Raw genomic sequence first — 19,516 nt, forward strand, 5'->3', positions numbered from 1 at the left:
GGGGCTCCCGTCGTTCCGAGGAGATGGTGTGGTGGCACGGTGGCGCGCCGCGGTCACTCCGTGCCCCCGTCCTTGGCGAGCAGGTGAAAGAGCACCGCCATGCGCACGTGCACGCCGTTGTTGACCTGTTGCAGGATCGCGGCCTCCGCGGAGTCGGCCACCGAGAAGCCGATCTCCATGCCGCGCAGCATCGGTCCGGGGTGCAGGACGACGGCGTGCTCGGGCAGCAGCGCGGCCCGGTCGGCATTGAGCCCGTAGCGCACCGAGTACTCCCGCTCACTCGGGAAGAAGCCCCCGTTCATCCGCTCGGCCTGCACGCGCAGCATCATCACCGCATCGGCGCCGGGTAGCTCGGCTTCCAGGGAGTCCGCCACCGTGACCGGCCAGGTATGCACGCCCACCGGTAGCAGCGTGCGCGGAGCGACCAGCACCACCTCCGCGCCGAGCGTGGACAGCAGGAGGGCATTCGACCGGGCGACCCGGCTATGCAGCACGTCACCGACGATCACCACGCGGCGTCCCTCGATGCCGCCGAGTCGCTGGCGCAGCGTCAGCGCATCGAGCAGGGCCTGCGTCGGGTGCTCGTGCATACCGTCACCGGCATTGATCACCACCGGACCGGGGATACCGTCGAGGGCGGATGCCGAATTGGTCCACGCCGCGATCTGTTGCGCCGCACCCGAGGCGGGGTGACGGACGATCAGCGCGTCGGCGCCGGCGGCATGCAGGGTGAGCGCGGTGTCGCGCAGCGACTCCCCCTTGGCCACTGAGCTGCCCGAGGCGGAGACGTTGATCACGTCCGCGCTCATCCACTTCCCGGCCACCTCGAAGGAGACGCGGGTACGGGTCGAGTTCTCGTAGAAGACGGTCATCACCGTGCGACCCCGCAGCGTGGGCAGCTTCTTGACCTCGCGGCCGAGTAGCGCCTGCTGCAATCGGTCGGCCTCGTCGAGGATCGCCTCGGCGTCATCGCGGGTGAGATCGGCGGCGGAGAGCAGATGCCGGATCACGCGCCGCTCCCCTCGCCCGGGACATCATCGAGTTCGGAGATCACCACGGCGTCCTCGCCGTCCTTCTCCTGCAGCCGGACCTGGACGTCCTCGTGCCGCGAGGTAGGGATGTTCTTGCCCACGTAGTCGGCGCGGATCGGCAGCTGCCGGTGTCCGCGGTCGACCAGCACAGCGAGCTGGACGGCGGCGGGGCGGCCGAGGTCACGCAGCGAATCCAGCGCGGCGCGTACCGTCCGGCCGGAGAACAGCACATCGTCGACCAGGATGACGAGCGCACCGTCGACGCCCTGTGGCGGCACCGTGGTGCGCTCGAGCGGCCGGTGCGGCTTGTGCCGCAGGTCGTCGCGGTAGAGGGTGATGTCGAGGTGGCCGACGGGCACCGCCACGCCGGAGAACTCCTCGATATCGGCGGCTAGGCGGGCGGCGAGAACCGCACCGCGCGTAGGAATGCCGAAGATGACGACGCGGGGCGCTTCTTCGCCACCGGCGTCCAGGGCGGTCTTCTCGATGATCTGATGCGCGATCCGAGCCACCGTGCGGGTGACGTCAGCCGCGGACATGAGTTCCCGAGCCATGTGACCTCCTTCTCCGCCTCTCTGGACGGCTCGCTCCGCCTCACGGGACGGACTTAAAGGATGCCTTGATGCAGTGAGAAGCATACCAGTACGTTCGAGTCATGGATCTGTCCACCAGGCAGCGCGCGACGCTCTCGGCGATCGTGGACACGTTCGCCCCGGGCGACGGGGTGGCGATCCCCTCGGCCAGCGATCTCCGCGCCGGCGACCTGGCGGTTTCCTATGCGATGCGCAGCCCGCGGGACAGCGACGGCATGTCCCTGTCGCAATCGCTGTCGCTGTTCGATAACCGGGTGTTCTGCGCCACCGTCCTCGGAACCCGCGGGCAACGGTTCGCCGACCTGTCCTTCGCCGACCGGGAACGGATCCTGATCGACCTGTCGCGGTCGCGGTTCAGCCAGAAGCGGATGCTGTTCAAGCGGCTGCGGAACATCGCGCTACTGGCCTACTACACCGCGGGGGGCGCCGACGGCAACCACGGTCCGGGGGCCGATCTGATGGCGGCGATCGGTTACCCACCGCAGACGCCGCACAAGAAGCCGCGCGGCCGAGCGATGCGGGCGTTGCGTCCGCTCACCCCCACTCGGTACGAGATCGACGCCACGACGGCCTGTGATGTCGTGGTGGTCGGCTCCGGTGCCGGCGGTTCGGTGGCCGCGGCGCAACTCGCCGAAGCCGGTCTCGACGTCATCGTGCTCGAACGCGGCGAGTACGTGGCCCCGTCGGATATGGGCGGAACCGATCTGGACGGCCTATCGAACCTGTTCGCGCCCAGCCCCTTCTGGACCGAGAACGCCCAGTCCTTCCTCCTGTCCGCGAACTGCCTCGGCGGCGGCACCGTGGCCTCGCACGGCGGCTACTTCCGTCCCTCCGAGGCCGTGCTGGCCGATTGGTCCGCCCGCGGTGTGGACACCGGCCCCGATTTCGACGCCGCACTCGATGCGGTGTGGCAGCGGGTCGGCGTCACCTCGTCGATGAGCGCCCCCGCACCCCGTGACGAACTCCTGGAGAAGGGGTGCCGCGATCTGGGCCTGCCCGTGCACACGGTGCAGCGCGCCGTGGACAACAACTGTGATCAGGGCGTCGAGTGCGGCCGCTGCGGCTTGGGGTGTCGCATCGGCGCGAAACACGACGCGGGACGCACGTGGCTGCGCGACGCCGAGAAGCGGGGCGCTCGGATCGTGACCGGCGCACAGGCCCGGTCGATCGAGGTGCAGGGCAACCGGGCCCGGAGCGTCGTCGCCCGCACCTCCGGCGGTTCCTGGCTGACGGTGCGGTGCAGCGCGGTGGTCGTGGCCGCCGGCGCGTTCGAGACCCCTGCGCTTTTGGCCCGGTCGGGCCTGGGCGGGCAGCACGTGGGCAAACACCTGCACCTGCATCCCACCGCCACGGCGCTCGGGGTGTTCAGTGACGTGGTGGCGCCCTGGTACGGCACCACCTCGGCCCGATACAGCGATGCGCACGCCGATCTCGACGGCAGCGGTTTCGGGGTGATCTACGAGACCGCACCGGTGACTCCGGCGGTGGCGTCGAGCTATGTGCCATGGCGCAATGCCGGCGAGCACCTCAACGTGATGCGCCAGCTTCCGCACCTGTCGCTGCTGCGGGTGGTGTTGCGCGATCGCGGTTCCGGCGAGGTGATGATGGACTCGTCGGGCGAGCCGTCGGTGCGTTACGACCTCGCGGAGGCGGATCGGGCGCACCTGCGCACCGGCGTCGACACCGCTGTGCGGATCTTGGAAGCTGCCGGTGCGCGACGAATCTTCACCGGTCAGCAGTGTGGGGGCGATTACGTCCCCGGCGACCAGCCCATCGAGGGGTTCCTGGGCCGCTCGCATTCCGCTGGCTACGGCGTCGGCGAGATCGCGCTGGCCTCCTTCGAGGCGATGAGCACCGTCCGCATGGCTGCGTCGTCCAAGCGCGGCGCTGCCGACCCCGACGGTGCCCTGTGGGACGCGCCGAACATCGTGATCGCCGACGCGTCGATGTTGCCGACGGCCAGTGGCGTGCACCCCGCCGGGGTCATCCAGGCGCTGGCGCTGCGTAATGCTCGGGCGTTGGCCACCCGGCTCGGCTAACGCGGCAGCGGTGGTCGGCGCGACCAGAAGCTCGCGAGGATCGAGCCGGAGATGTTGTGCCACACCGAGAAGATCGCCGCCGGTAGCGCCGCCTCCGGCGCGAAATGGGTGCGCGCCAGACCCGCTGCGAGCCCCGAATTCTGCATACCGACTTCGATGCTGACCGCGCGGCGCGCGGCCTCGTCGAGACCTGAGACGCGCGCCGCGCCGTAGCCGAGCAGCAGCCCCACGCCGTTGAGCGCGATCACCACCCCGAACACGATTAGTCCCGAGACGAGGACGGCCGAGGCGCTGCCCGCGACCACCGCGAGCACGACCAGGGTGATGACGGCTACCGACACCGTGGGCATCCACGGAACCAGGCCATCGACCAGGCGAGGCAGGAAACGGCGCAGCAGGACACCGACGGCGATCGGGATGATCACGATCTGCACGATCGACCGGAACATGCCAAGGGTGTCGACCGGAAGGTAGGAGCCCGCGAGCCACTGCACCAGCAGCGGCGTGGCGACCGGCGCGACCAGCGTGGAGACCGAGGTCATGGCGACCGACAGCGCGACATCGCCCTTGGCGAGGTAGGCCATCACATTGGACGCGGTGCCGCCCGGCGCGGCGGCAACCAGGATCACGCCGACCGCGATCGCGGGATCCAGGCTGATGACCGAGACCAGGCACCAGGCGGTGAGCGGCATGATCACGAACTGCGCCAGCACGCCGATCAGCAACGGCACCGGCCGCCGCGCCACCACCGCGAAGTCGGCACCGCGCAGCGTCATACCCATGCCGAGCATGATCACCATGAGGAGCGGGTTGATCGCCGGTGCGAGACTCAGAAACGGCCCCGGCACGGTGACCGCCACAGCGCCGGCCGCGAGTACCACCAACGGAAACCACGTCCCCGCTCGCCGGCCGATCCGAGTGGCGATATGCGCGGGCGGGTCTGCTGCGGTGGGATCGGCGGCCATTGCGGCAGCCTATCGACCGCGGCGCGCGCCGCGAACCGCCCCGTTCTGTCTATTCCGCGCGGTCGGCGGGCTGCGCCGCCGCGGCCGAACGCACCTGCGGAGCCAGCGTCGCGACCTTGCCCAGTACGCCGTTGAGGTACGAGGGCGATTCGTCGGTGGAGAGCTCCTTGGCCAACTCGACGGCCTCGTCGACCACCACGGCAGGCGGCACGTCGGGTGCGTTGAACAGCTCCCACACGGCGACACGCAGGATCGCTCGGTCCACGGCGGGCAGACGCGCGAGCGTCCATCCGGTGAGATGCGAGGTGATCACGGAGTCCAGCTGCTCACGATCGACATCGACGCCGGTCACCAATTGGGCCGTGTATTCGGAGACCGGCGGCACGGACGCATCGTCCGCCGCCAGGGTCCGGCGCTCCGCGAGCAGACCATCGACATCGGTGACGCCGCGAGCCTCGACCTCGAAGAGCAGGTCGACGGCGCGCTTGCGGGCGCGGTGCCGGGCGCCCGACTTCTTGGGGCGCTTGTTCTCAGACTGATCGGGCACTTAGGAGTTCACGCGCCCCAGGTAGCTGCCGTCGCGAGTGTCGACCTTGAGCTTGTCGCCGGTGTTGATGAACAGCGGCACGTTGATCTCGGCGCCGGTCTCCAGGGTGGCGGGCTTGGTGCCGCCGGTGGAGCGGTCGCCCTGCAGGCCCGGATCGGTGTGCTGCACCACGAACTCGGCCGAGATCGGGAGCTCGACGAACAGGGCCTCGCCCTCGTGCATCGAGATCTGCACGCGCATGCTTTCGAGCAGGAACTTCGCACCCTCGCCGACCTTCTCCTCCGGGAGATTGATCTGGTCGTAGGTCTCGGCGTCCATGAACACGTAGTCCGAGCCGTCGTGATACAGGTAGTCGAAGTCGCGGCGGTCGACGGTCGCCACGTCCACCTTCACGCCGGCGTTGAAGGTCTTGTCGACCGTCTTGCCGGAGACCACGTTCTTGAGCTTGGTCCGCACGAAGGCGGGGCCCTTGCCCGGCTTGACGTGCTGGAACTCGATGATCTGCCAGAGCTGGCCCTCCTGGTTGAGGACCAGTCCGTTCTTGAAGTCAGCAGTCGATGCCACGGTGTGTCGATTCTCCTAGAGTGTGATCAAGTCTTTGGTGGTGCGGGTCAGCAGTTCCGGTCCATCAGCGCGGACCACGAGGGTGTCCTCGATGCGGACTCCACCACGGCCCGGGAGGTACACACCCGGCTCCACGGTGACCACAGCACCGTCGGACAGTGTACCGCTGCCGAGTTTGCCCAGCGCCGGGGCTTCATGGATCTCCACACCGACCCCGTGGCCGAGGCCGTGCAGGAACTGCTCGCCATAGCCCGCAGCCTCGATCACCGACCGCGCGGCGCCGTCGATCTCGCGGACGTCGGTACCCGGCACCAGAGCCTCCCGGCCGGCGGCTTGCGCCGCGCGGACCACGTCGTAGATCTCCCGCTGCCAGGCGGATGGCTCGCCGAGGACGACGGTGCGCGTCTCGTCGGCGTGGTAGCCCCGATACCGCGCGCCGAAGTCGATCTTGACGAAGTCACCGCCGGCGAGCACGGCGTTGGTGGGCCGGTGGTGCGGGATGGCGGAGTTCGCGCCGGCGGCGACGATGGTCTCGAAGGCCACGGCCTCGGCACCGAACTCGTACATCAGGTTCTCGAGCCGGCGGGCCACCTGCGATTCGGTCGCGCCGGGGCGGATCGCGCCCTCATCGATCAGGGCGGCGAGGGCCTGATCGCTGATGGCACAGGCCGTGCGGAGCAGCTCGATCTCGCCGGCGTCCTTGACCTCGCGCAGTCCCTCGACGAGCCGGGTGGTGGGTGCGAGCCGGGCGCCCTGCGCGGCGAGCCGGGCGTGGTCGGCGTAGCTGACGGAGTTCGCTTCGAACCCGACGATGCTGCCCGCCGTCCCGGCCAGCAGGGCCGCCGCCACGTCGCGTTCGATGACAGCACGCAGATCACCCGCCTGCTCGGCGACCTGGGTGAGGTAGCGGCCATCGGTGGCGATGGCGTCGTCGGCGGGATCGGCGGCCACGAGCAGGCCGGCGTTCGATCCGGTGAAGCCCGAGAGATAGCGGACGTTGTCGAGATTGGTGATGAGGATCGCGTTCAGGCTCGGATCGTGCCCGGGGAGCAGGGCGCGGAGATTGTCGCGCCGGCGTGCGAAATCGGTGGTCGTCTGCGGCATACCTGCCACCGTATCGCGGCGTACTGGCGGCCGGGGCACGGCAGATGGCGCAGGTTCATACGGTGGCGCGAGCGATCACGGTGACCTCGTCCGCGACCTGCAGGGTGCCCATCATGAGCGAGAAGGGTTTGATGCCGAAGTCGCTCTGTCGAACCGGGACGGCGGTCGCGAGTACCGGCGCGGGCTCGGCCTCCTCGTAGACCAGTGCGAAATCGCAGGAGCGGACGGCGCCGCAGATCGTCAGCTCACCCTGCACCCGGAATCCGTTCTCGGACGCCGCGACCGACGTGGATCGGTACTCGATCGCGGGATTGGTCTTCGTTTTCAGGGACCGCTGCGCGTTGGCGGTCGCCACCGTCCGCTCCGGCGCGCTGAGCGGGGTGAGGCCGCCCTCGCCGGAGACCACTTCCAGAGACCTCGCGTCGACGGTGACCGCGATCGAGACCGGCTGATCACCGTCGACGCCGATGTCCGCCCGCCAGGTACCGGGGGCGAGTACCAGGCGATGACCGAGACGGGCCGACCGGCCGGCTACACCGGTGTGCACCTCCAGCACCGCGCTGGACTGATCGATGGTCCTGGTCTCGGTCACAGTCCCGAATGTACCGCCGGCCGGGCGCCGGCACCGGTCACGCCGGCGCTTCCTGCAGCGCGCGGACCTCCACTCGACTGCGCAGCGCGCGCGAGGCCTTCTTGGCCCACTCGATCGCGTCGTCGTCGTTGTCGGCCTCGACCACCCAGAAGCCGCCGAGGTACTCGGGCGCCTCCACGAACGGCCCCGGGGTGAACACCGGCGCGTCGCCCGAGGCGTCCACGGTGGTCGCGGTCGACGGCGGTTGCAGGCCGCCTGCGAAGACGAACGCGCCCGTCGACTGAAGCTCGTCATTGAACGCCCCCACCTCGGCGAAGAGCGCCTCCAGCTCGGCGGGGTCGATATCGGCCATGGTGGTCTCCTCGGCGGAATCGTGCGGAAGGCTGAGGAAGTACTGGGTCATGATCGCTCCTTGATCGGGTCCGGTGCGGGCGTTTCGCCCTAGGAAGAACGCTACGAGCGGCCGGCTCCGCGCGGATCAGTCGCGATGACCGGGTTCCAGGAGCGGAGTACCGGTGCCACGTTCCTGCGCGACGATGCCCGCGAGGTCGCCGCGGCCCGCGACGCCGAGCTTCGGGTAGGCGTTGTACAGGTGGTAGCCCACCGTGCGCGGGCTGAGGAAGAGGTGCGCCGCGATCTCCTTGTTGGTGTTGCCGGCCGCCGCGAGCCGCACCACCTGCAACTCCTGCGGCGTGAGCAGGTTGAGTGGTCCTGCGCTGCGCTTTCCCTTCCCCGGGGCGCCCAGCGCTGCCAGCTCGTTGCGAGCGCGCTGCGCCCACGCGGCGGCGCCGACGTCCTCGAACCCGGCGAGCGCGGCGTCGAGCTGAGCCCGGGCCTCCGTCCGGCGCCGTCGGCGGCGCAGCCACTCCCCGTGAACCAGCCGGGTGCGGGCCAGGTCGTAGCCACCCGCGGCCTCCTCATGCAGGCGCAGTGCTCCGAGGTAGAGCTCCTCGGCCTCGTCGTCGTCGGCGAGAAGGGCGCGGCAGCGCTGTGCGAGGCCGCTCGTCACGGGCCGGCCGACGACCTCGGCCCACTCCGCGAAGTCAGCCAGCGGACCAGCCGCCCGCTCCGGCACGCCGCCGCGCGCGGCTGCTTCCACCAGGTCGGGCACGGCGCGCAGCAGGACGTCGCGCCGGGCCGGACCTGTGCACACGGCCTCCAGCGCGACCACTGCGTCCGCGTACCGGGCCGCCGCGAGGTCCAGCACGCCGGTCCCCCACATCCCGATGTCGGCGTCGACGCGGTGCCGGTGCCGTGCCTCGGGGAGGACGTGCTCGGCGAGAGCCCGGCAGCTCTGCTCCTCCCCCGACACCGCGAGCAACCACACCTCGAGCGAACGGTGCGCGAGCAATTCCGTGCGGTTCGCCAGTTCCTCGCTCACCGCCGCGCCCTCGGCGACGCAGGCGCGAGCGTCTGCGAACTCCCCGCGGAGCAGCCGGGCGACCGCGAGCACGCCGAGGAAGTACGGGATCCAGCCCAGCGCGCCCTCTGCGCGCGCCGCGTCGAGCGTCTCCTCGACGGCGGGAACGACCTCATCCTCTCGCGCGGTGAGCAGCCCGCTGATGGCGGCGGTGATGGCATGGGTCAGTGGGACACTGCCGGAGCCCACTACGGGTGGGAGCATGCGGGTGATGGCATGGCCTGGCCTGCCGTCGGCGAGTTCGGCCCAACCGAGGAGAGCTTCGACGACGGGCGTCCACTCTTCGGGTGGCGTGACGTCGCGGAGCACCGCGGCCACCTCCTGCAGCAGATCTCCCGCCGCCCCGTGCCGGGCGGCGTGTCCCGCTTCGTACAACGCGAGCACGGTCCGCTCCGGATCGTCCGCGAGCGTCGACCGCGCCGCTTCGAGGGTGAGCTCGGCGTCGGCGCGCGGAGACTGGCGTTCGTAGGCGACCGCGCCCAGCACGTACACCGCATCCGCGCGCACCCCGGCGTCGCCGCTCAGCGCCAGGGCCTCGGAGGCGAGTCGCTGTGCACGGTCGGGCCGTCCGCCGTCGTAGGCGGCCTGCGCCGCCAGCGCGACCCGTGCGCCCCTGCGCTCGCCGTCCTCGCTGAGCCGTGCCGCGCGGTCGTAGGCGATCGAGACGGCCATGGCGCCGCCGCGGTGGCGGGCGCGTTCGGCAACACCGTCGAGTTCGGCGGCGACGGATTCGGCCGGTGCCGTCGTCGCAGCGGCGAGGTGCCAGGCCCGGCGGTCCGCATCAGCCGCAGCCGCATGAGCGTAGGCACGGTGCACGTCGATCCGGTGCGGCAGCGGCTCGCCGCGGTAGGCGGCCGTCCGAACCAGCGGATGGCGAAAGAGGATCCGCTCTCCAACGGTGATGAGGCCTGCCCGCTCGGCGGGCACGAGATCGGCGATCCCGCCACCGAGCGCTTCGATGACACGCAGCGTGGTCGCAAGCGGAGCGGCCGAGTCCGCAGCCGCGGCGAGTAAGGCGCGGCGCGTGGCGTCGGGGAGCGCTGAGATCTGGCCGCGAAAGGCCAGGTGCACGCGCTGCGACACGGGGAGCGCACCCACCGGACCCGCGATGTCCGACGGCGCGCTTTCGTCACCCGCCTTCCGCAGTGAGCCGAGTTCGATGAGGGCGAGCGGATTTCCCGCCGATTCATCCAGGACGCGAGCGCGCAGAGGTCCATCGATCCCCGGTGCGTGCGCATCGAGGATGCAGGCGGCATCACCTGCGCGGAGCCCGTCGAGCGCGATGGTGTCGACGCCGGGAGTAACGAAGGGCATCGACGTCTCGCGGACCGCGAACAGCATCGCGATGGGATCGGCGGCGAAGCGTCGCGCGGCGAACAGGAGAGCCTCGGTGGAACCGCGATCGAGCCACTGGAGATCGTCGACGATCACCAGCAGCGGCGCATCGTCGGAAAGGTCCGCGAACAGGGCGAGCGCTCCCGCTGACACGAGAAAACGGTTGGGCGCCAAGCCATCGTCGAGCCCGAATGCCGTGCGCAGGGCGGCGGCCTGCGGCGCGGGCAACGCGTCGAGTCGCGCCAGGTGGGGCCAGAGCAACTGGTGCAGGCCGCCGTGGGCCAGCTCGGCGTCGGACTCAATGCCTGCGCCGCGGATGACCCGCATTCCCGACGCTTGCGCCTCGTGGGCAGCGTGTTCGAGGAGGGCGGATTTGCCGATACCGGGCTCGCCGCGGACGACGAGGGCGCCGCCGCGGTCGGCGCGCGCGCCGGCAAGTAGCCGGTCGATCCGCGCGCATTCGCCGTCTCTGCCTACCAGCGTCACGAGGCCACCCTATCGGGGGCGGCGGGCGACGCGAGGCCGGTCACGAGCGGTGGATCGCGAACACCGGGTAGCGGACCGCGGCCGCGGCGAGCTCGTCGTCGGAGCTGCCGGCGGAGAGGCCGGGGAAGAAGGCTCCCACTTCCCACGCCCACCGACGCAGGTAGGAACGCAGCACAGGAATCTTCGCGGCGGGATCGGTGAGCTCAACCGCGGTGAACGGCTCGACGGTGCGACCGAGGCGAAGTTCGCCCTCGCCTGCGGCACGCATATTCCTGACCCACTGGGTGACGCCGCGTGCGGCGACGAGGTGGTCGGCACCGTCGACGGTGAGGACGTTGACCGGAACGGTGCGCCACTGCCCCGAGCTTCGCCCGCGGACCGCGAGCTCCCTACTGCCGTACACGGACACGCCGCGCCGGGCGAGCCACGCGACGGTGTTGTTGAAGGCGGTGGCGATGCGGCCGGGACGGATGTGATCGGTCGTGGGTGCGGACATGAGATCCTCCAAATGGTGAGCGCTGCTCTCGTTTCGAATTAATGCTCCGCTTCCGCGGGATGATTGTCAAGAGCAGTGCTCTTGTTTCAGATCGATGCAATACTCGAATCATGAACGCCTCCCGAACTGCACGCGAACGCGCCCGCGCCGAAATCACCGCGGAAATCACCGCACGCGCCCGCGAGCAACTCCGCGACGTCGGGGCCGCCGCACTGTCACTGCGAGCCGTCGCACGCGACCTTGGGCTGGCATCGTCCGCGGTGTACCGATACTTCCCCAGCCGCGACGCTTTGCTCACCGCACTCATCACCGACGCCTACACCGCGCTCGGTGACGCCGTGGAGCAGGCGGACGCGGCGGCGAGCACACCGCGTGAACGCTGGCGTGCCTGCGGCCACGCCGTCCGGAACTGGGCCCGCGACCATCCGCACGAGTACGCCCTGATCTTCGGCTCTCCCGTGCCCGGCTATGCCGCGCCGCGTGCGACCATCGCCGCCGCGATCCGCACCTCGGGCACATTCGCCCGCATCGCGGCCGACGGACACGGCGAGCCCCCGGAGGTCACCGACGAGCTGCGGTCACAGCTGGACGAGATCGCCGAAGCCGTTGCCCCCGAGGCAGACCGGAATCAGCTCGCGCTCGGCGTGCTCGCGTGGACCCAGCTCTTCGGAATCGTCAGTTTCGAAATCTTCGGCCAGTTCGCGAACACCCTTGACCCCGCAGACGAGTTCTTCGGCTACGCACTTGATCGAATCGCGAACCAGTTGGGACTCTGACGCCCAGCCGCCCCCGCATCGTTACGCTGGAGCTGTGAAACGCGCCCTGTGCGGACTCATCGCCGCCACCGTCACCGCATCGGCGGCCGGGTGCGGCACCGCACCGACCGCGCCTTCCTTCCCCAGCATCACCCTTCGCGCAGACCAGAAATCACTCGGGACCCTCATCTCCGCGTCCCCGGCCACTGCGATCGCCAAGGAGCTTGCCGGCATCACATCCAGCGCACGCGACATCGCCTACACGACGATCGGCCCCACGGGCACTCCCTCCGCCGCCACCGGCGGCGTCTACGTACCGGCGGGGACGCCACCACCGGGCGGGTGGCCCGTGGTGGCGTTCGGCCACGGCACTACCGGCGTCGAACCGCAGTGCGCGCCGACGCTCGATCCCTCGATGTTCCAGAATCTCCCGATCGTCGTGAACGTGGTGCGAGAACTGCGCGCAGCTGTGGTGATGCCGAATTACCTCGGTCTCGGTTCTGCCGGCCGCCACCCCTATCTGGACTCGATGAGCCACGGATACGACGTTCTCGGTGCGGTCCGTGCCGCCCGTGCCACCGACGCCACGCTGTCCAATGACATATTCCTGCTCGGTGTGTCACAAGGTGGCCGCGCTACCGAGGCCGCCGCCGAGCTCGCCCCCACGGCTGCTCCTGAGCTGGGCCTGCGTGCCAATGCGATGGTGGTTCCTGCACTGTCGCTGCAGTTTCCGGAGCTGATCGTGCGCGGCCAATTGAATGGGGCTCAGTACTCGATACTTCCGCAGCTGGTTTTCGGGGCTCAGGCCTCCGACCCCGGGTTGCGCACCAGCGATGTCCTGCACGGGACATTGCTGAAAAATGCCGACGCACTGACACAGGGGTGTTCCGGCGCCGCACCGAAACCGTGGATCGACCCCTCGGATCCGCCGATCGGCGCGGCGGACGCACGCTCCGACGGCACAGCCTCCAACAACGACGGCACTGCGCGGTTCTTCGACTACCTCCGGCGCACAGAACTCCCCCAGCGCCCGAATCCCGCGATCACGACGCTGGTGATCAACGGGGCCGACGACGAATTGATTCCACCGAGATGGACGCAGTCCGCCGTCGCGACGATGTGCCGTGCCGGAGTCCCCGTCGAGCACCGCGTCCGCCCTGGCGGCCACTACGCGGTCTCCGACCTCACCGACGTCACCTCCTGGCTTGGCGATCGCATCGCACGCAAGCCGGCCCCCGCCGCATGCACGGCTCCCGCGCCTGCACGTTCCTGATACCCATCACCCCATCAGGAGAGTCCGCACGGAGAACGCCGCCTGTTTCGGGCTGCCGTCGAAACGAAAGAGGCCGAAGTTCGAATCGACCACGGACTGATCGACACTCAGGTCGCGGGTGTTGAACACCACGAAGACCGCCACCCAGCTGAGTTGTTGAGTCCGCTCAATCGCATCGACGATGAAGCTGGCCTGCATCTGTTCGGACACCGCGACCGAACTCGTCCCGGTCGGTTGCCCGTACTCGGTGATCCACATCTTCTTCGCGCCATCGCCGTTCGCCTCCATCACCTGGCGGCCGGCGATCAGGATCTCCGATCCGGTGGACGTGATCGACTTCGGAAAAGTGTAGGGGTGCACGCCTACCGCGTCGAAATAGGCCCTTCCCCCGAGCGTGTACAGATCTCGCAGGAAAGCGACGTCACCGGTGCCGACCTGTGAGCTCGACGTCCCCCCGGAGATCACCGGCTGCTGCGCGCCAGCTGCCCGGATCCCCTGGTAGGCGGCCTTGAGAAGAGGCAGGTAGGTTGCCGCGGTCGGCGGTTGGAGATAGTGCGGGATATTGGGCTCGTTCCACACTTGGAAGGCACTCACTGTGGACGAGTACCGTTGTGCGACCGCAAAAGCGAATGCCCCGAAGGTTTGCGGATCCGCGGGCGGATTGCCGGTCCCGGCGGGATCAGCGCCTGCCGCTTGCGCCCATACCGGAGCCGGCCCGTAGAGGACCAACAGAACCATCAATCCAGCGTTTCGAGCCCCCGCGACCGCGGCGTCCACGCGACTCCAGTCGAAGACCGACGCCGAATGTGCCTGTATCAGGTTCCACGGGACCGGGATCCGCAGGAATCGACCGCCGACCGCGGCCGTCTTGTTGGCCTCGTCGTAGGGATCGCAGCCCGGCTGCAGGGTGCACACCGACGACACACCGACGGGGACCCACACGGATGCGCGCGCCGGTGCCGGCACCGCGGGACCGGTCGACAGCACGAGGACGATCGCGATGATCAGGCGGGCGATCAGCGAGTTCATAACTCTCCCTACCTCGTGCCCGCGCGGGGCGCGCTATCTTTTGAACTGCATGATCCACGGAGCGATTCGGTCCGCGAAGACGGCGTGCGCCGCGTCAGTGGGGTGGATGCCATCGGATCCTATGAACTCTGCGCGCCGACTGTCCAGATCAGGAAACCACTTGTCGGCCACCGGATCCATGACTTCCGCCAAACAGGGGCGTGCGGCGTTCTTGAGTACAGCGGCATTGTCGGCGACGGCGACCACCCCGGCCGCCGAACTGGGCCAGGCCGGGGTCACGATCAGGATCTTGATTCCCCGTGCCGTCTTCCGCACCTCATCGCATAGCGCCTGCACGGCACGGGGCAGATCGCCCTTGACGTTGATGTCGTTCGAACCGCCGAACACCACCACGCCGGCGGTCTCCGAATCGACGACGGCGCGAGCGCTGTCGCCGAACGTGTGCCCGCCCTCCCCCTTGGCCAGGTATCCCTGACCGCCGTACGCGGACACCGCCACATCGATCGACAGGCTCGCCACCTGCACTGCCGCCCGGGTACGGGCCACCCAGTTCGCCTCACCCCTTCCGCCGTACTGTGTTCCGGCGGTGAAGCTGTCACCCACGACGGCCACCCGCGTGCCCGACCACGCGGGCGCCGTAGCGCGCAGCGAGATACTCGAGGCCGGCAGGTCGAGGTATTCAGTTCCGCAGCCGCTGGACGCGGTGACCACGATCATCGCCACGGTGACTCGGACTACCTTCGCGATACTCCACATGATTGCTCTCGTCTCCTTCATGCACCCCGTGCCGGGGTGGAAATCGCCAGGTGACAGCTAGCACCATCAGTGCCAGAACCACGGCTTCGGTGACGATCGGTGCCCATGCCACCGACCGCAGATTCTGAGATAGACCGGTACCGAACAAGACGACGAGCCCGGTCACGTTCCCGACGAGGATCGCAGCGGTCGCCCGCTGCGGGCGTCCCAGTGCGAGCAGCTTGACCGAGAGGCCTTGGCTGTTGGCACTGAGTCCCGCCGCCACTACGCACGCCGCAACCAGCACGGTGGCATCGGTGTACTGCGGTCCGGCCAGCGCGGTGACCGCCCTGGCGACCGGCCAGCTCACGAGAGCGACGATCACCGCGTAGCCTGCGCCGCCGAGAACGACGATGCGGTACACGGTGCGGAATCTCGCCGGGTCGTGCTGCCTCCGCGCGAGCTCGGGCACCAGCACCTGACTGAGCGAGACGGTGATCAATGTGAGCGGACCACTCACGCGAGCCGCCACCGAGTACGCCGCGGCCATCGATGCGCCGCCTGCCGCTCCGAGGACGGGAATCTGCAACTGCCCCACCATGGCCGCGCCGGTGTATCCCAGGTATCCGAACCAGCCCGGCTCGAACACCGAACGCCAATCGAGTGCGGCCGACCGTTCGCTCGCGCTATGCGGGACCACCACCCCGAGCACCACCGGGATCGCGAGCGCTACGGCGAGTGCTGGAAAGGCGACGGACCCCGAGGTGACCAACAGTCCGGTCGCGGTCACGAGCGGAGCCAGACGATGCGCGAGAATCAATAGGTTGCCCGCTCGATGTCGCCCGGTGGCGACCAGGTGCGCCTGTGCGTAGTTCAGAACCGTGTCTCCCCAGGCGAACACGAGTCCACACGCAGCCACGACCGACCATGCCGAGCAACCGAGCACCGCGACGCCGAACACCGCACACACCACCACGGTGTGCACCCGGTACAGGGCGCCGGGAAGCCCCGGGCGCTCCGCCGGCGCGCGGAGGATCCGTACCGGAGCACCGAGCCCGACTGCCGATCCGATGATCAACCCCACCGCATACGCCGTCATGAAGGTTCCGAGCGCGCGTACTTCGGTGCCCCGCGCCAATACGACCAGGAACAGACCGAGCGCGAGGGAGCTGACCGCCCGCGCCGCCACCCGGCTCACCGCCGAACGCAGTACGTTCGACTCCGGGGGTGCCGAGTGCCGCCCCACGTCAGCGTCGTATCACGGCGTTGCGCAGGGTGCGGTACGCAGGAGTGAGACGAAGGCGGAAGATCGGCACGGAGGCCACGTGCAAGCCTGTGCACACCAGGGCCGCAATCTTGAGCCGCGGTGAATCCGCCTGTGCCATCCGGACCTCGTGGCTCTCCGCAACGAATTCGCGCCACAGGTTCGCCGACTTGGAGACCTCGTGGAATCTGAGCGCGCCGATCACATGATCGGTGACCACCTGTGCCGGGTCCGCACGCGCCATGCGGAGCTGAAGGTCGAGGTCCATCATCGTGTTCAGGCGCGCGTCGAAGCCACCCACATCCTTGAGGAAGTCCGTTCGCATGGCGATCGATCCCGAGAAGGCCGCGCACCCCTTCGACACCAATCGATCCACCGTGAGTCGATGGCCGGCATAGACATCGACGACACCACCGTCGGCGCGCAGTATGTAGTTGGCGCCGACGACGAGATCCATCCCGGGACCGGCACCGTCGCGCACCGCATCGAGCGCGCCGGGAGCGAGGATGTCGTCCGCATTGAGCCAGACGCACCACTGCCCTCGTGCCCGGGCGAGGCAACGATTGAGAGCATCGCTCTGACCGCCGTCCTTCTCCTGGACCACCCGGACTCGTCTATCCGCGGTCATCCACGCGGCGAAGACCGCCGCAGCGCCGTCACTGGACTCCGCGTCCTGGATCACCAGTTCGTCATCGGGGCCCAGTTGCGTGACAGCGCTGCGAATCGCCTCGTCGAGATATCCGCCGGGGTTGTAGGCGGGCATGAGCACCGACAGTGTGACCGGACTCGTTGTTTCAGACATCGGTGCCTCCGTCCACGTGAACCGACGCGAGATCGCGGGCCAGCACGGTTCCAGCGCGTACCACTGCGTTGCGCCCGACCGTGACTCCGGAGAGGACGGTCGCCCCCAACGCGACCCACGCGCCGTCGCCGATCACGATGGGGCGGTTGTCCTCCGGGAAGTCCGGGCGATGGCGATCGTGACTCGCGGCGCACAACACCGCTGCCTGGGATACACAGACGTGGGACCCGATGCGCACCGGCGCCTTGTCGATGATCCACACTCCTTCACCGATCCAACTGTGGTCGCCGACGTCCAGGAACCAGGGCAGCTCGATCCGAACCCGGTGACGCACGATGCAACCGGTACCGATACGTGCCCCGAACGCCCGAAGTACGGTGATCCGCGCCCGGTTCGGGAACCACCACCGCATCACAACGGTGCCCGACACGGTCAGCCAGATCAGGCGCACCAGCACCGACTTGCCGCGATCGATACTGCTGCCGTCGAACGCTGCGAGGTTCCGGAATACCGGGACCTCGACCGCGGGTGCGGAGGAATGCGCGCTCATTTCCGGAACCTCCCTGACAGCCGGATGCGCTCGGGTGTGAGCAGTGCGATCAACAGGCCGACCAAGAGCCCACCCGCGGTGTACATCCCGATCGTCACCGGATCGAAGCGCGGGACGGTCGTGACCCCGCTCGCGGCCGGCTGCAGAATGACCAGGCCGATCGAGGGCGGGCCGGACCGAATCGGTTTCTCCACCAGAGCGGCGGTTGCCACCATCTGGTCGGCGACCGCTTGTGCCTTCGCCGCGGCGAGACCGGCGTCGTCGGCGGTCGCTGCGATGTCGAGCAGGACCGTGTCTGGTGGGCTCGAGACCACGATCGCCGACTTGACGTCCGCCGCCGATGTGGTGCTCGTGACTCGTCCAGCCGCCTGCCGCAACACATCTTCACTGGTAGCGAGCGCGGCGTAGGTTCGAACACGGGATTTCGCCGCCTGGTCGCCTTGACTGGCCGTGGCCACGTCCTGGGCAGATGTTGCGACGAACAGTCGCGCGGTGGCACGGAAGGACTGAGGTCCGGTCAAGGCCGTGGCGAGGGCGGCGGTCGCACCGATCACCGCGCACAGCGCGATCACTGCGAGGCGACGACGTACGAGGGTGATGATCGTGTCCATGTCACTTCCGATGTCGTGACGGCGGAACCGCCGTCCGGGGGCGTGGGGTGGGATTGCTTGCTCGGCTCCGGTGGATCACCCGTGGACGGCACCGACTCGGGGAGTTCGTCACGCATTCCCCCGACGAGCAACGGGAGGATCGCGACGAACGGCGCGATCCCGATGAAGTACGGGACGAACAGCGACTCCAGCGCACCGATCGCCAGGAGCCCACACAGGTACATGCCGATGGCGATCCGGTCTTCGGATTCACTGCGCCGCAGCAGAAGCACCAGAGCGAGAACGATGACCGATACTCCCCACACGCCGATCGAGACCGTCATGTCCAGCCAGATGTTGTGCGGCGAGTAGTTCGCGTCCTCGACCGACGTGAGACCGAACTTCTCCCACGCGGTCGGCCCCGCCCCGAAGACCGGCTGTTCCGCGATGAACGACTTCGCCTGATTCCACAACGTGCCTCGGAACGTGAACGCCTCGTCCCCGTACACCATCACCGCGGGGACCAGTGACCCGACGAGCGCTGTCGCGACACCGGCCGCCAGAACAACGGACCTCGCGCGCGCCGTCGAGCACACCCTGATCGCGCCATAGACGACGGTGACCAGCGCAACCCCGATGAGCGCCGATCGCGAACCGGCGAGCTCGCAGATCCCGATCACCCCGACCACCGTCAGCCCGGCGCGGACGAGCCCCGCACGGTGCAGAGCGAACGGCAACAGCATGGCGGCGTACAGGCCGAGGATGTTCCCGTTACCGGCGAAGGGCGAGGTCAGCACCTGCCCGGCGATTCCGCATTTGTCGGCCCGGCAGGGACTGACCACTGCCGGAGTAGCGAGCACCGCAACGACGACGGCCAGTGCAATCAATGCCAGTGCGATTCGGCAACCCACCGCGATCGCCCTGGCGGGCACCCGCCCAGCCGCGACGAGAGTGCCCGAGATGAGGAGCGCGGCCATCGCCCAGCGGATGATGTCACTCGAATTCTTGGGGGCGAGTACCACCGACAGCAACGCGAGCACGCTGACACTCGCGACGAGGAACGCCACCCGGTCGGGCCTCGCGCCGGGAGTGTTGATGTTCCGGACCAGAATCACGAAACTCGCGGTCATCGCCGGCCCGTACCAGATCACGGGATAGAACGAGGGCACCAGATCACCGAAGATCGCCGGGCCGAACAGGAACGTCCATGATGCCGGCCAAGCGGTGAGCAGGACGGTGAGGACGGCCGCGCGCCGCTGTTCGCCGATCGGAAGCCGAAGCGTCGACCGCGGAATCAGCGCCACGACCAGGACGCCTGCGGTGAATGCTGCGAGGACGAGGATCAC

Annotated in this window: 20 protein-coding genes; 3 read left to right on the plus strand and 17 right to left on the minus strand. The window is 68.9% G+C overall.

All coding sequences use genetic code 11. The features are described from left to right. Positions 1–53: 53 nt before the first annotated feature. Both TPAU_RS12935 and pyrR read right to left on the minus strand, forming a co-directional pair. Positions 54–1,010 carry an aspartate carbamoyltransferase catalytic subunit gene (locus tag TPAU_RS12935; protein WP_013127207.1) on the minus strand — a complete coding sequence of 319 codons (957 nt, stop codon included), beginning with the start codon at positions 1,008–1,010 and terminating at the stop codon, positions 54–56. Then, a complete protein-coding gene (gene pyrR, locus TPAU_RS12940; RefSeq protein WP_013127208.1) occupies positions 1,007–1,585 on the minus strand; it encodes a bifunctional pyr operon transcriptional regulator/uracil phosphoribosyltransferase PyrR in 579 nt (192 codons plus the stop codon). The genes TPAU_RS12935 and pyrR overlap by 4 nt, the downstream gene beginning before the upstream one ends. Before the next feature lie 101 nt (positions 1,586–1,686). On the opposite strand from pyrR, the gene TPAU_RS12945 reads away from it, so the two are divergent. Next, positions 1,687–3,663, plus strand: a complete 1,977-nt coding sequence (locus TPAU_RS12945; protein ID WP_013127209.1) for an FAD-dependent oxidoreductase — start codon at positions 1,687–1,689, stop codon at positions 3,661–3,663. On the opposite strand, the gene TPAU_RS12950 is transcribed toward TPAU_RS12945, so the two are convergent. The 8 genes from TPAU_RS12950 to TPAU_RS12985 all read right to left on the minus strand — a co-directional run bounded on the left by TPAU_RS12950 (position 3,660) and on the right by TPAU_RS12985 (position 11,172). Continuing rightward, positions 3,660–4,628, minus strand: coding sequence for a bile acid:sodium symporter family protein (locus TPAU_RS12950; RefSeq protein WP_013127210.1), 969 nt, complete (start codon positions 4,626–4,628; stop codon positions 3,660–3,662). The genes TPAU_RS12945 and TPAU_RS12950 overlap by 4 nt on opposite strands. 49 nt (positions 4,629–4,677) lie before the next feature. After that, positions 4,678–5,175, minus strand: a complete 498-nt coding sequence (gene nusB, locus TPAU_RS12955) for a transcription antitermination factor NusB (protein WP_013127211.1) — start codon at positions 5,173–5,175, stop codon at positions 4,678–4,680. Next, the gene (efp, locus tag TPAU_RS12960; protein ID WP_013127212.1) at positions 5,176–5,739 is read right to left on the minus strand and encodes an elongation factor P; all 564 of its coding nucleotides are present in this window, start codon (positions 5,737–5,739) and stop codon (positions 5,176–5,178) included. A gap of 15 nt (positions 5,740–5,754) precedes the next feature. After that, positions 5,755–6,843 (minus strand): M24 family metallopeptidase, encoded by a 1,089-nt coding sequence (locus tag TPAU_RS12965; RefSeq protein WP_013127213.1) that lies wholly within the window; start codon positions 6,841–6,843, stop codon positions 5,755–5,757. A 55-nt stretch (positions 6,844–6,898) separates the two neighbouring features. Further along, the gene (locus TPAU_RS12970; RefSeq protein ID WP_013127214.1) at positions 6,899–7,435 is read right to left on the minus strand and encodes a YceI family protein; all 537 of its coding nucleotides are present in this window, start codon (positions 7,433–7,435) and stop codon (positions 6,899–6,901) included. 37 nt (positions 7,436–7,472) lie between these two features. Next, positions 7,473–7,838 carry a YciI family protein gene (locus tag TPAU_RS12975; RefSeq protein ID WP_013127215.1) on the minus strand — a complete coding sequence of 122 codons (366 nt, stop codon included), beginning with the start codon at positions 7,836–7,838 and terminating at the stop codon, positions 7,473–7,475. A gap of 75 nt (positions 7,839–7,913) precedes the next feature. Further along, positions 7,914–10,676, minus strand: a complete 2,763-nt coding sequence (locus tag TPAU_RS12980; RefSeq protein ID WP_013127216.1) for a helix-turn-helix transcriptional regulator — start codon at positions 10,674–10,676, stop codon at positions 7,914–7,916. Between the two features lie 40 nt (positions 10,677–10,716). After that, a complete protein-coding gene (locus TPAU_RS12985; protein WP_013127217.1) occupies positions 10,717–11,172 on the minus strand; it encodes a nitroreductase/quinone reductase family protein in 456 nt (151 codons plus the stop codon). Between the two features lie 110 nt (positions 11,173–11,282). Between TPAU_RS12985 and TPAU_RS12990 the strand changes: the two genes are divergently transcribed. Beyond that, on the plus strand, positions 11,283–11,948 hold the full coding sequence (locus TPAU_RS12990; RefSeq protein ID WP_013127218.1) for a TetR/AcrR family transcriptional regulator: 666 nt from the start codon (positions 11,283–11,285) through the stop codon (positions 11,946–11,948). A gap of 34 nt (positions 11,949–11,982) precedes the next feature. Next, positions 11,983–13,200 carry a lipase family protein gene (locus TPAU_RS12995; RefSeq protein ID WP_013127219.1) on the plus strand — a complete coding sequence of 406 codons (1,218 nt, stop codon included), beginning with the start codon at positions 11,983–11,985 and terminating at the stop codon, positions 13,198–13,200. Positions 13,201–13,206: 6 nt separating this feature from the next. Here the strand turns inward: TPAU_RS12995 and TPAU_RS13000 are convergent, their stop codons facing one another. From TPAU_RS13000 to TPAU_RS13030, 7 genes are read right to left on the minus strand one after another with little or no spacing between them, the layout of a single operon-like run. Continuing rightward, the gene (locus TPAU_RS13000; protein WP_013127220.1) at positions 13,207–14,229 is read right to left on the minus strand and encodes a glycosyl hydrolase; all 1,023 of its coding nucleotides are present in this window, start codon (positions 14,227–14,229) and stop codon (positions 13,207–13,209) included. Between the two features lie 33 nt (positions 14,230–14,262). Continuing rightward, complete coding sequence (locus tag TPAU_RS13005; protein WP_013127221.1) at positions 14,263–14,946, minus strand: SGNH/GDSL hydrolase family protein; 684 nt, start codon at positions 14,944–14,946, stop codon at positions 14,263–14,265. Continuing rightward, positions 14,909–16,210, minus strand: coding sequence for a lipopolysaccharide biosynthesis protein (locus tag TPAU_RS13010; protein ID WP_041944426.1), 1,302 nt, complete (start codon positions 16,208–16,210; stop codon positions 14,909–14,911). Before TPAU_RS13010 ends, TPAU_RS13005 begins: the two co-directional genes overlap by 38 nt. 1 nt (position 16,211) lies before the next feature. Further along, positions 16,212–17,030, minus strand: a complete 819-nt coding sequence (locus TPAU_RS13015; protein WP_013127223.1) for a glycosyltransferase — start codon at positions 17,028–17,030, stop codon at positions 16,212–16,214. Then, the gene (locus TPAU_RS13020) at positions 17,023–17,580 is read right to left on the minus strand and encodes an LbetaH domain-containing protein (RefSeq protein ID WP_013127224.1); all 558 of its coding nucleotides are present in this window, start codon (positions 17,578–17,580) and stop codon (positions 17,023–17,025) included. The genes TPAU_RS13015 and TPAU_RS13020 overlap by 8 nt, the downstream gene beginning before the upstream one ends. Then, entirely contained in the window at positions 17,577–18,191 is a 615-nt protein-coding gene (locus TPAU_RS13025) for a Wzz/FepE/Etk N-terminal domain-containing protein (protein WP_013127225.1), read from the minus strand. Before TPAU_RS13025 ends, TPAU_RS13020 begins: the two co-directional genes overlap by 4 nt. Continuing rightward, positions 18,149–19,516 (minus strand): O-antigen ligase family protein, encoded by a 1,368-nt coding sequence (locus TPAU_RS13030; protein WP_013127226.1) that lies wholly within the window; start codon positions 19,514–19,516, stop codon positions 18,149–18,151. The genes TPAU_RS13025 and TPAU_RS13030 overlap by 43 nt, the downstream gene beginning before the upstream one ends.

The sequence above is a fragment of the Tsukamurella paurometabola DSM 20162 genome (assembly GCF_000092225.1).
GTDB lineage: Bacteria > Actinomycetota > Actinomycetes > Mycobacteriales > Mycobacteriaceae > Tsukamurella > Tsukamurella paurometabola.

Bases quoted from the DNA above. Each gene is read 5' to 3' on its own strand.
- pyrR (WP_013127208.1), bottom strand. From the start codon at position 1,585: ATGGCTCGGGAACTCATGTCCGCGGCTGACGTCACCCGCACGGTGGCT.
- TPAU_RS12945 (WP_013127209.1), top strand. From the start codon at position 1,687: ATGGATCTGTCCACCAGGCAGCGCGCGACGCTCTCGGCGATCGTGGAC.
- TPAU_RS12950 (WP_013127210.1), bottom strand. From the start codon at position 4,628: ATGGCCGCCGATCCCACCGCAGCAGACCCGCCCGCGCATATCGCCACT.
- TPAU_RS12965 (WP_013127213.1), bottom strand. From the start codon at position 6,843: ATGCCGCAGACGACCACCGATTTCGCACGCCGGCGCGACAATCTCCGC.
- TPAU_RS12975 (WP_013127215.1), bottom strand. From the start codon at position 7,838: ATGACCCAGTACTTCCTCAGCCTTCCGCACGATTCCGCCGAGGAGACC.
- TPAU_RS12985 (WP_013127217.1), bottom strand. From the start codon at position 11,172: ATGTCCGCACCCACGACCGATCACATCCGTCCCGGCCGCATCGCCACC.
- TPAU_RS12990 (WP_013127218.1), top strand. From the start codon at position 11,283: ATGAACGCCTCCCGAACTGCACGCGAACGCGCCCGCGCCGAAATCACC.
- TPAU_RS13000 (WP_013127220.1), bottom strand. From the start codon at position 14,229: ATGAACTCGCTGATCGCCCGCCTGATCATCGCGATCGTCCTCGTGCTG.
- TPAU_RS13005 (WP_013127221.1), bottom strand. From the start codon at position 14,946: ATGATCGTGGTCACCGCGTCCAGCGGCTGCGGAACTGAATACCTCGAC.
- TPAU_RS13015 (WP_013127223.1), bottom strand. From the start codon at position 17,030: ATGTCTGAAACAACGAGTCCGGTCACACTGTCGGTGCTCATGCCCGCC.
- TPAU_RS13020 (WP_013127224.1), bottom strand. From the start codon at position 17,580: ATGAGCGCGCATTCCTCCGCACCCGCGGTCGAGGTCCCGGTATTCCGG.
- TPAU_RS13025 (WP_013127225.1), bottom strand. From the start codon at position 18,191: ATGGACACGATCATCACCCTCGTACGTCGTCGCCTCGCAGTGATCGCG.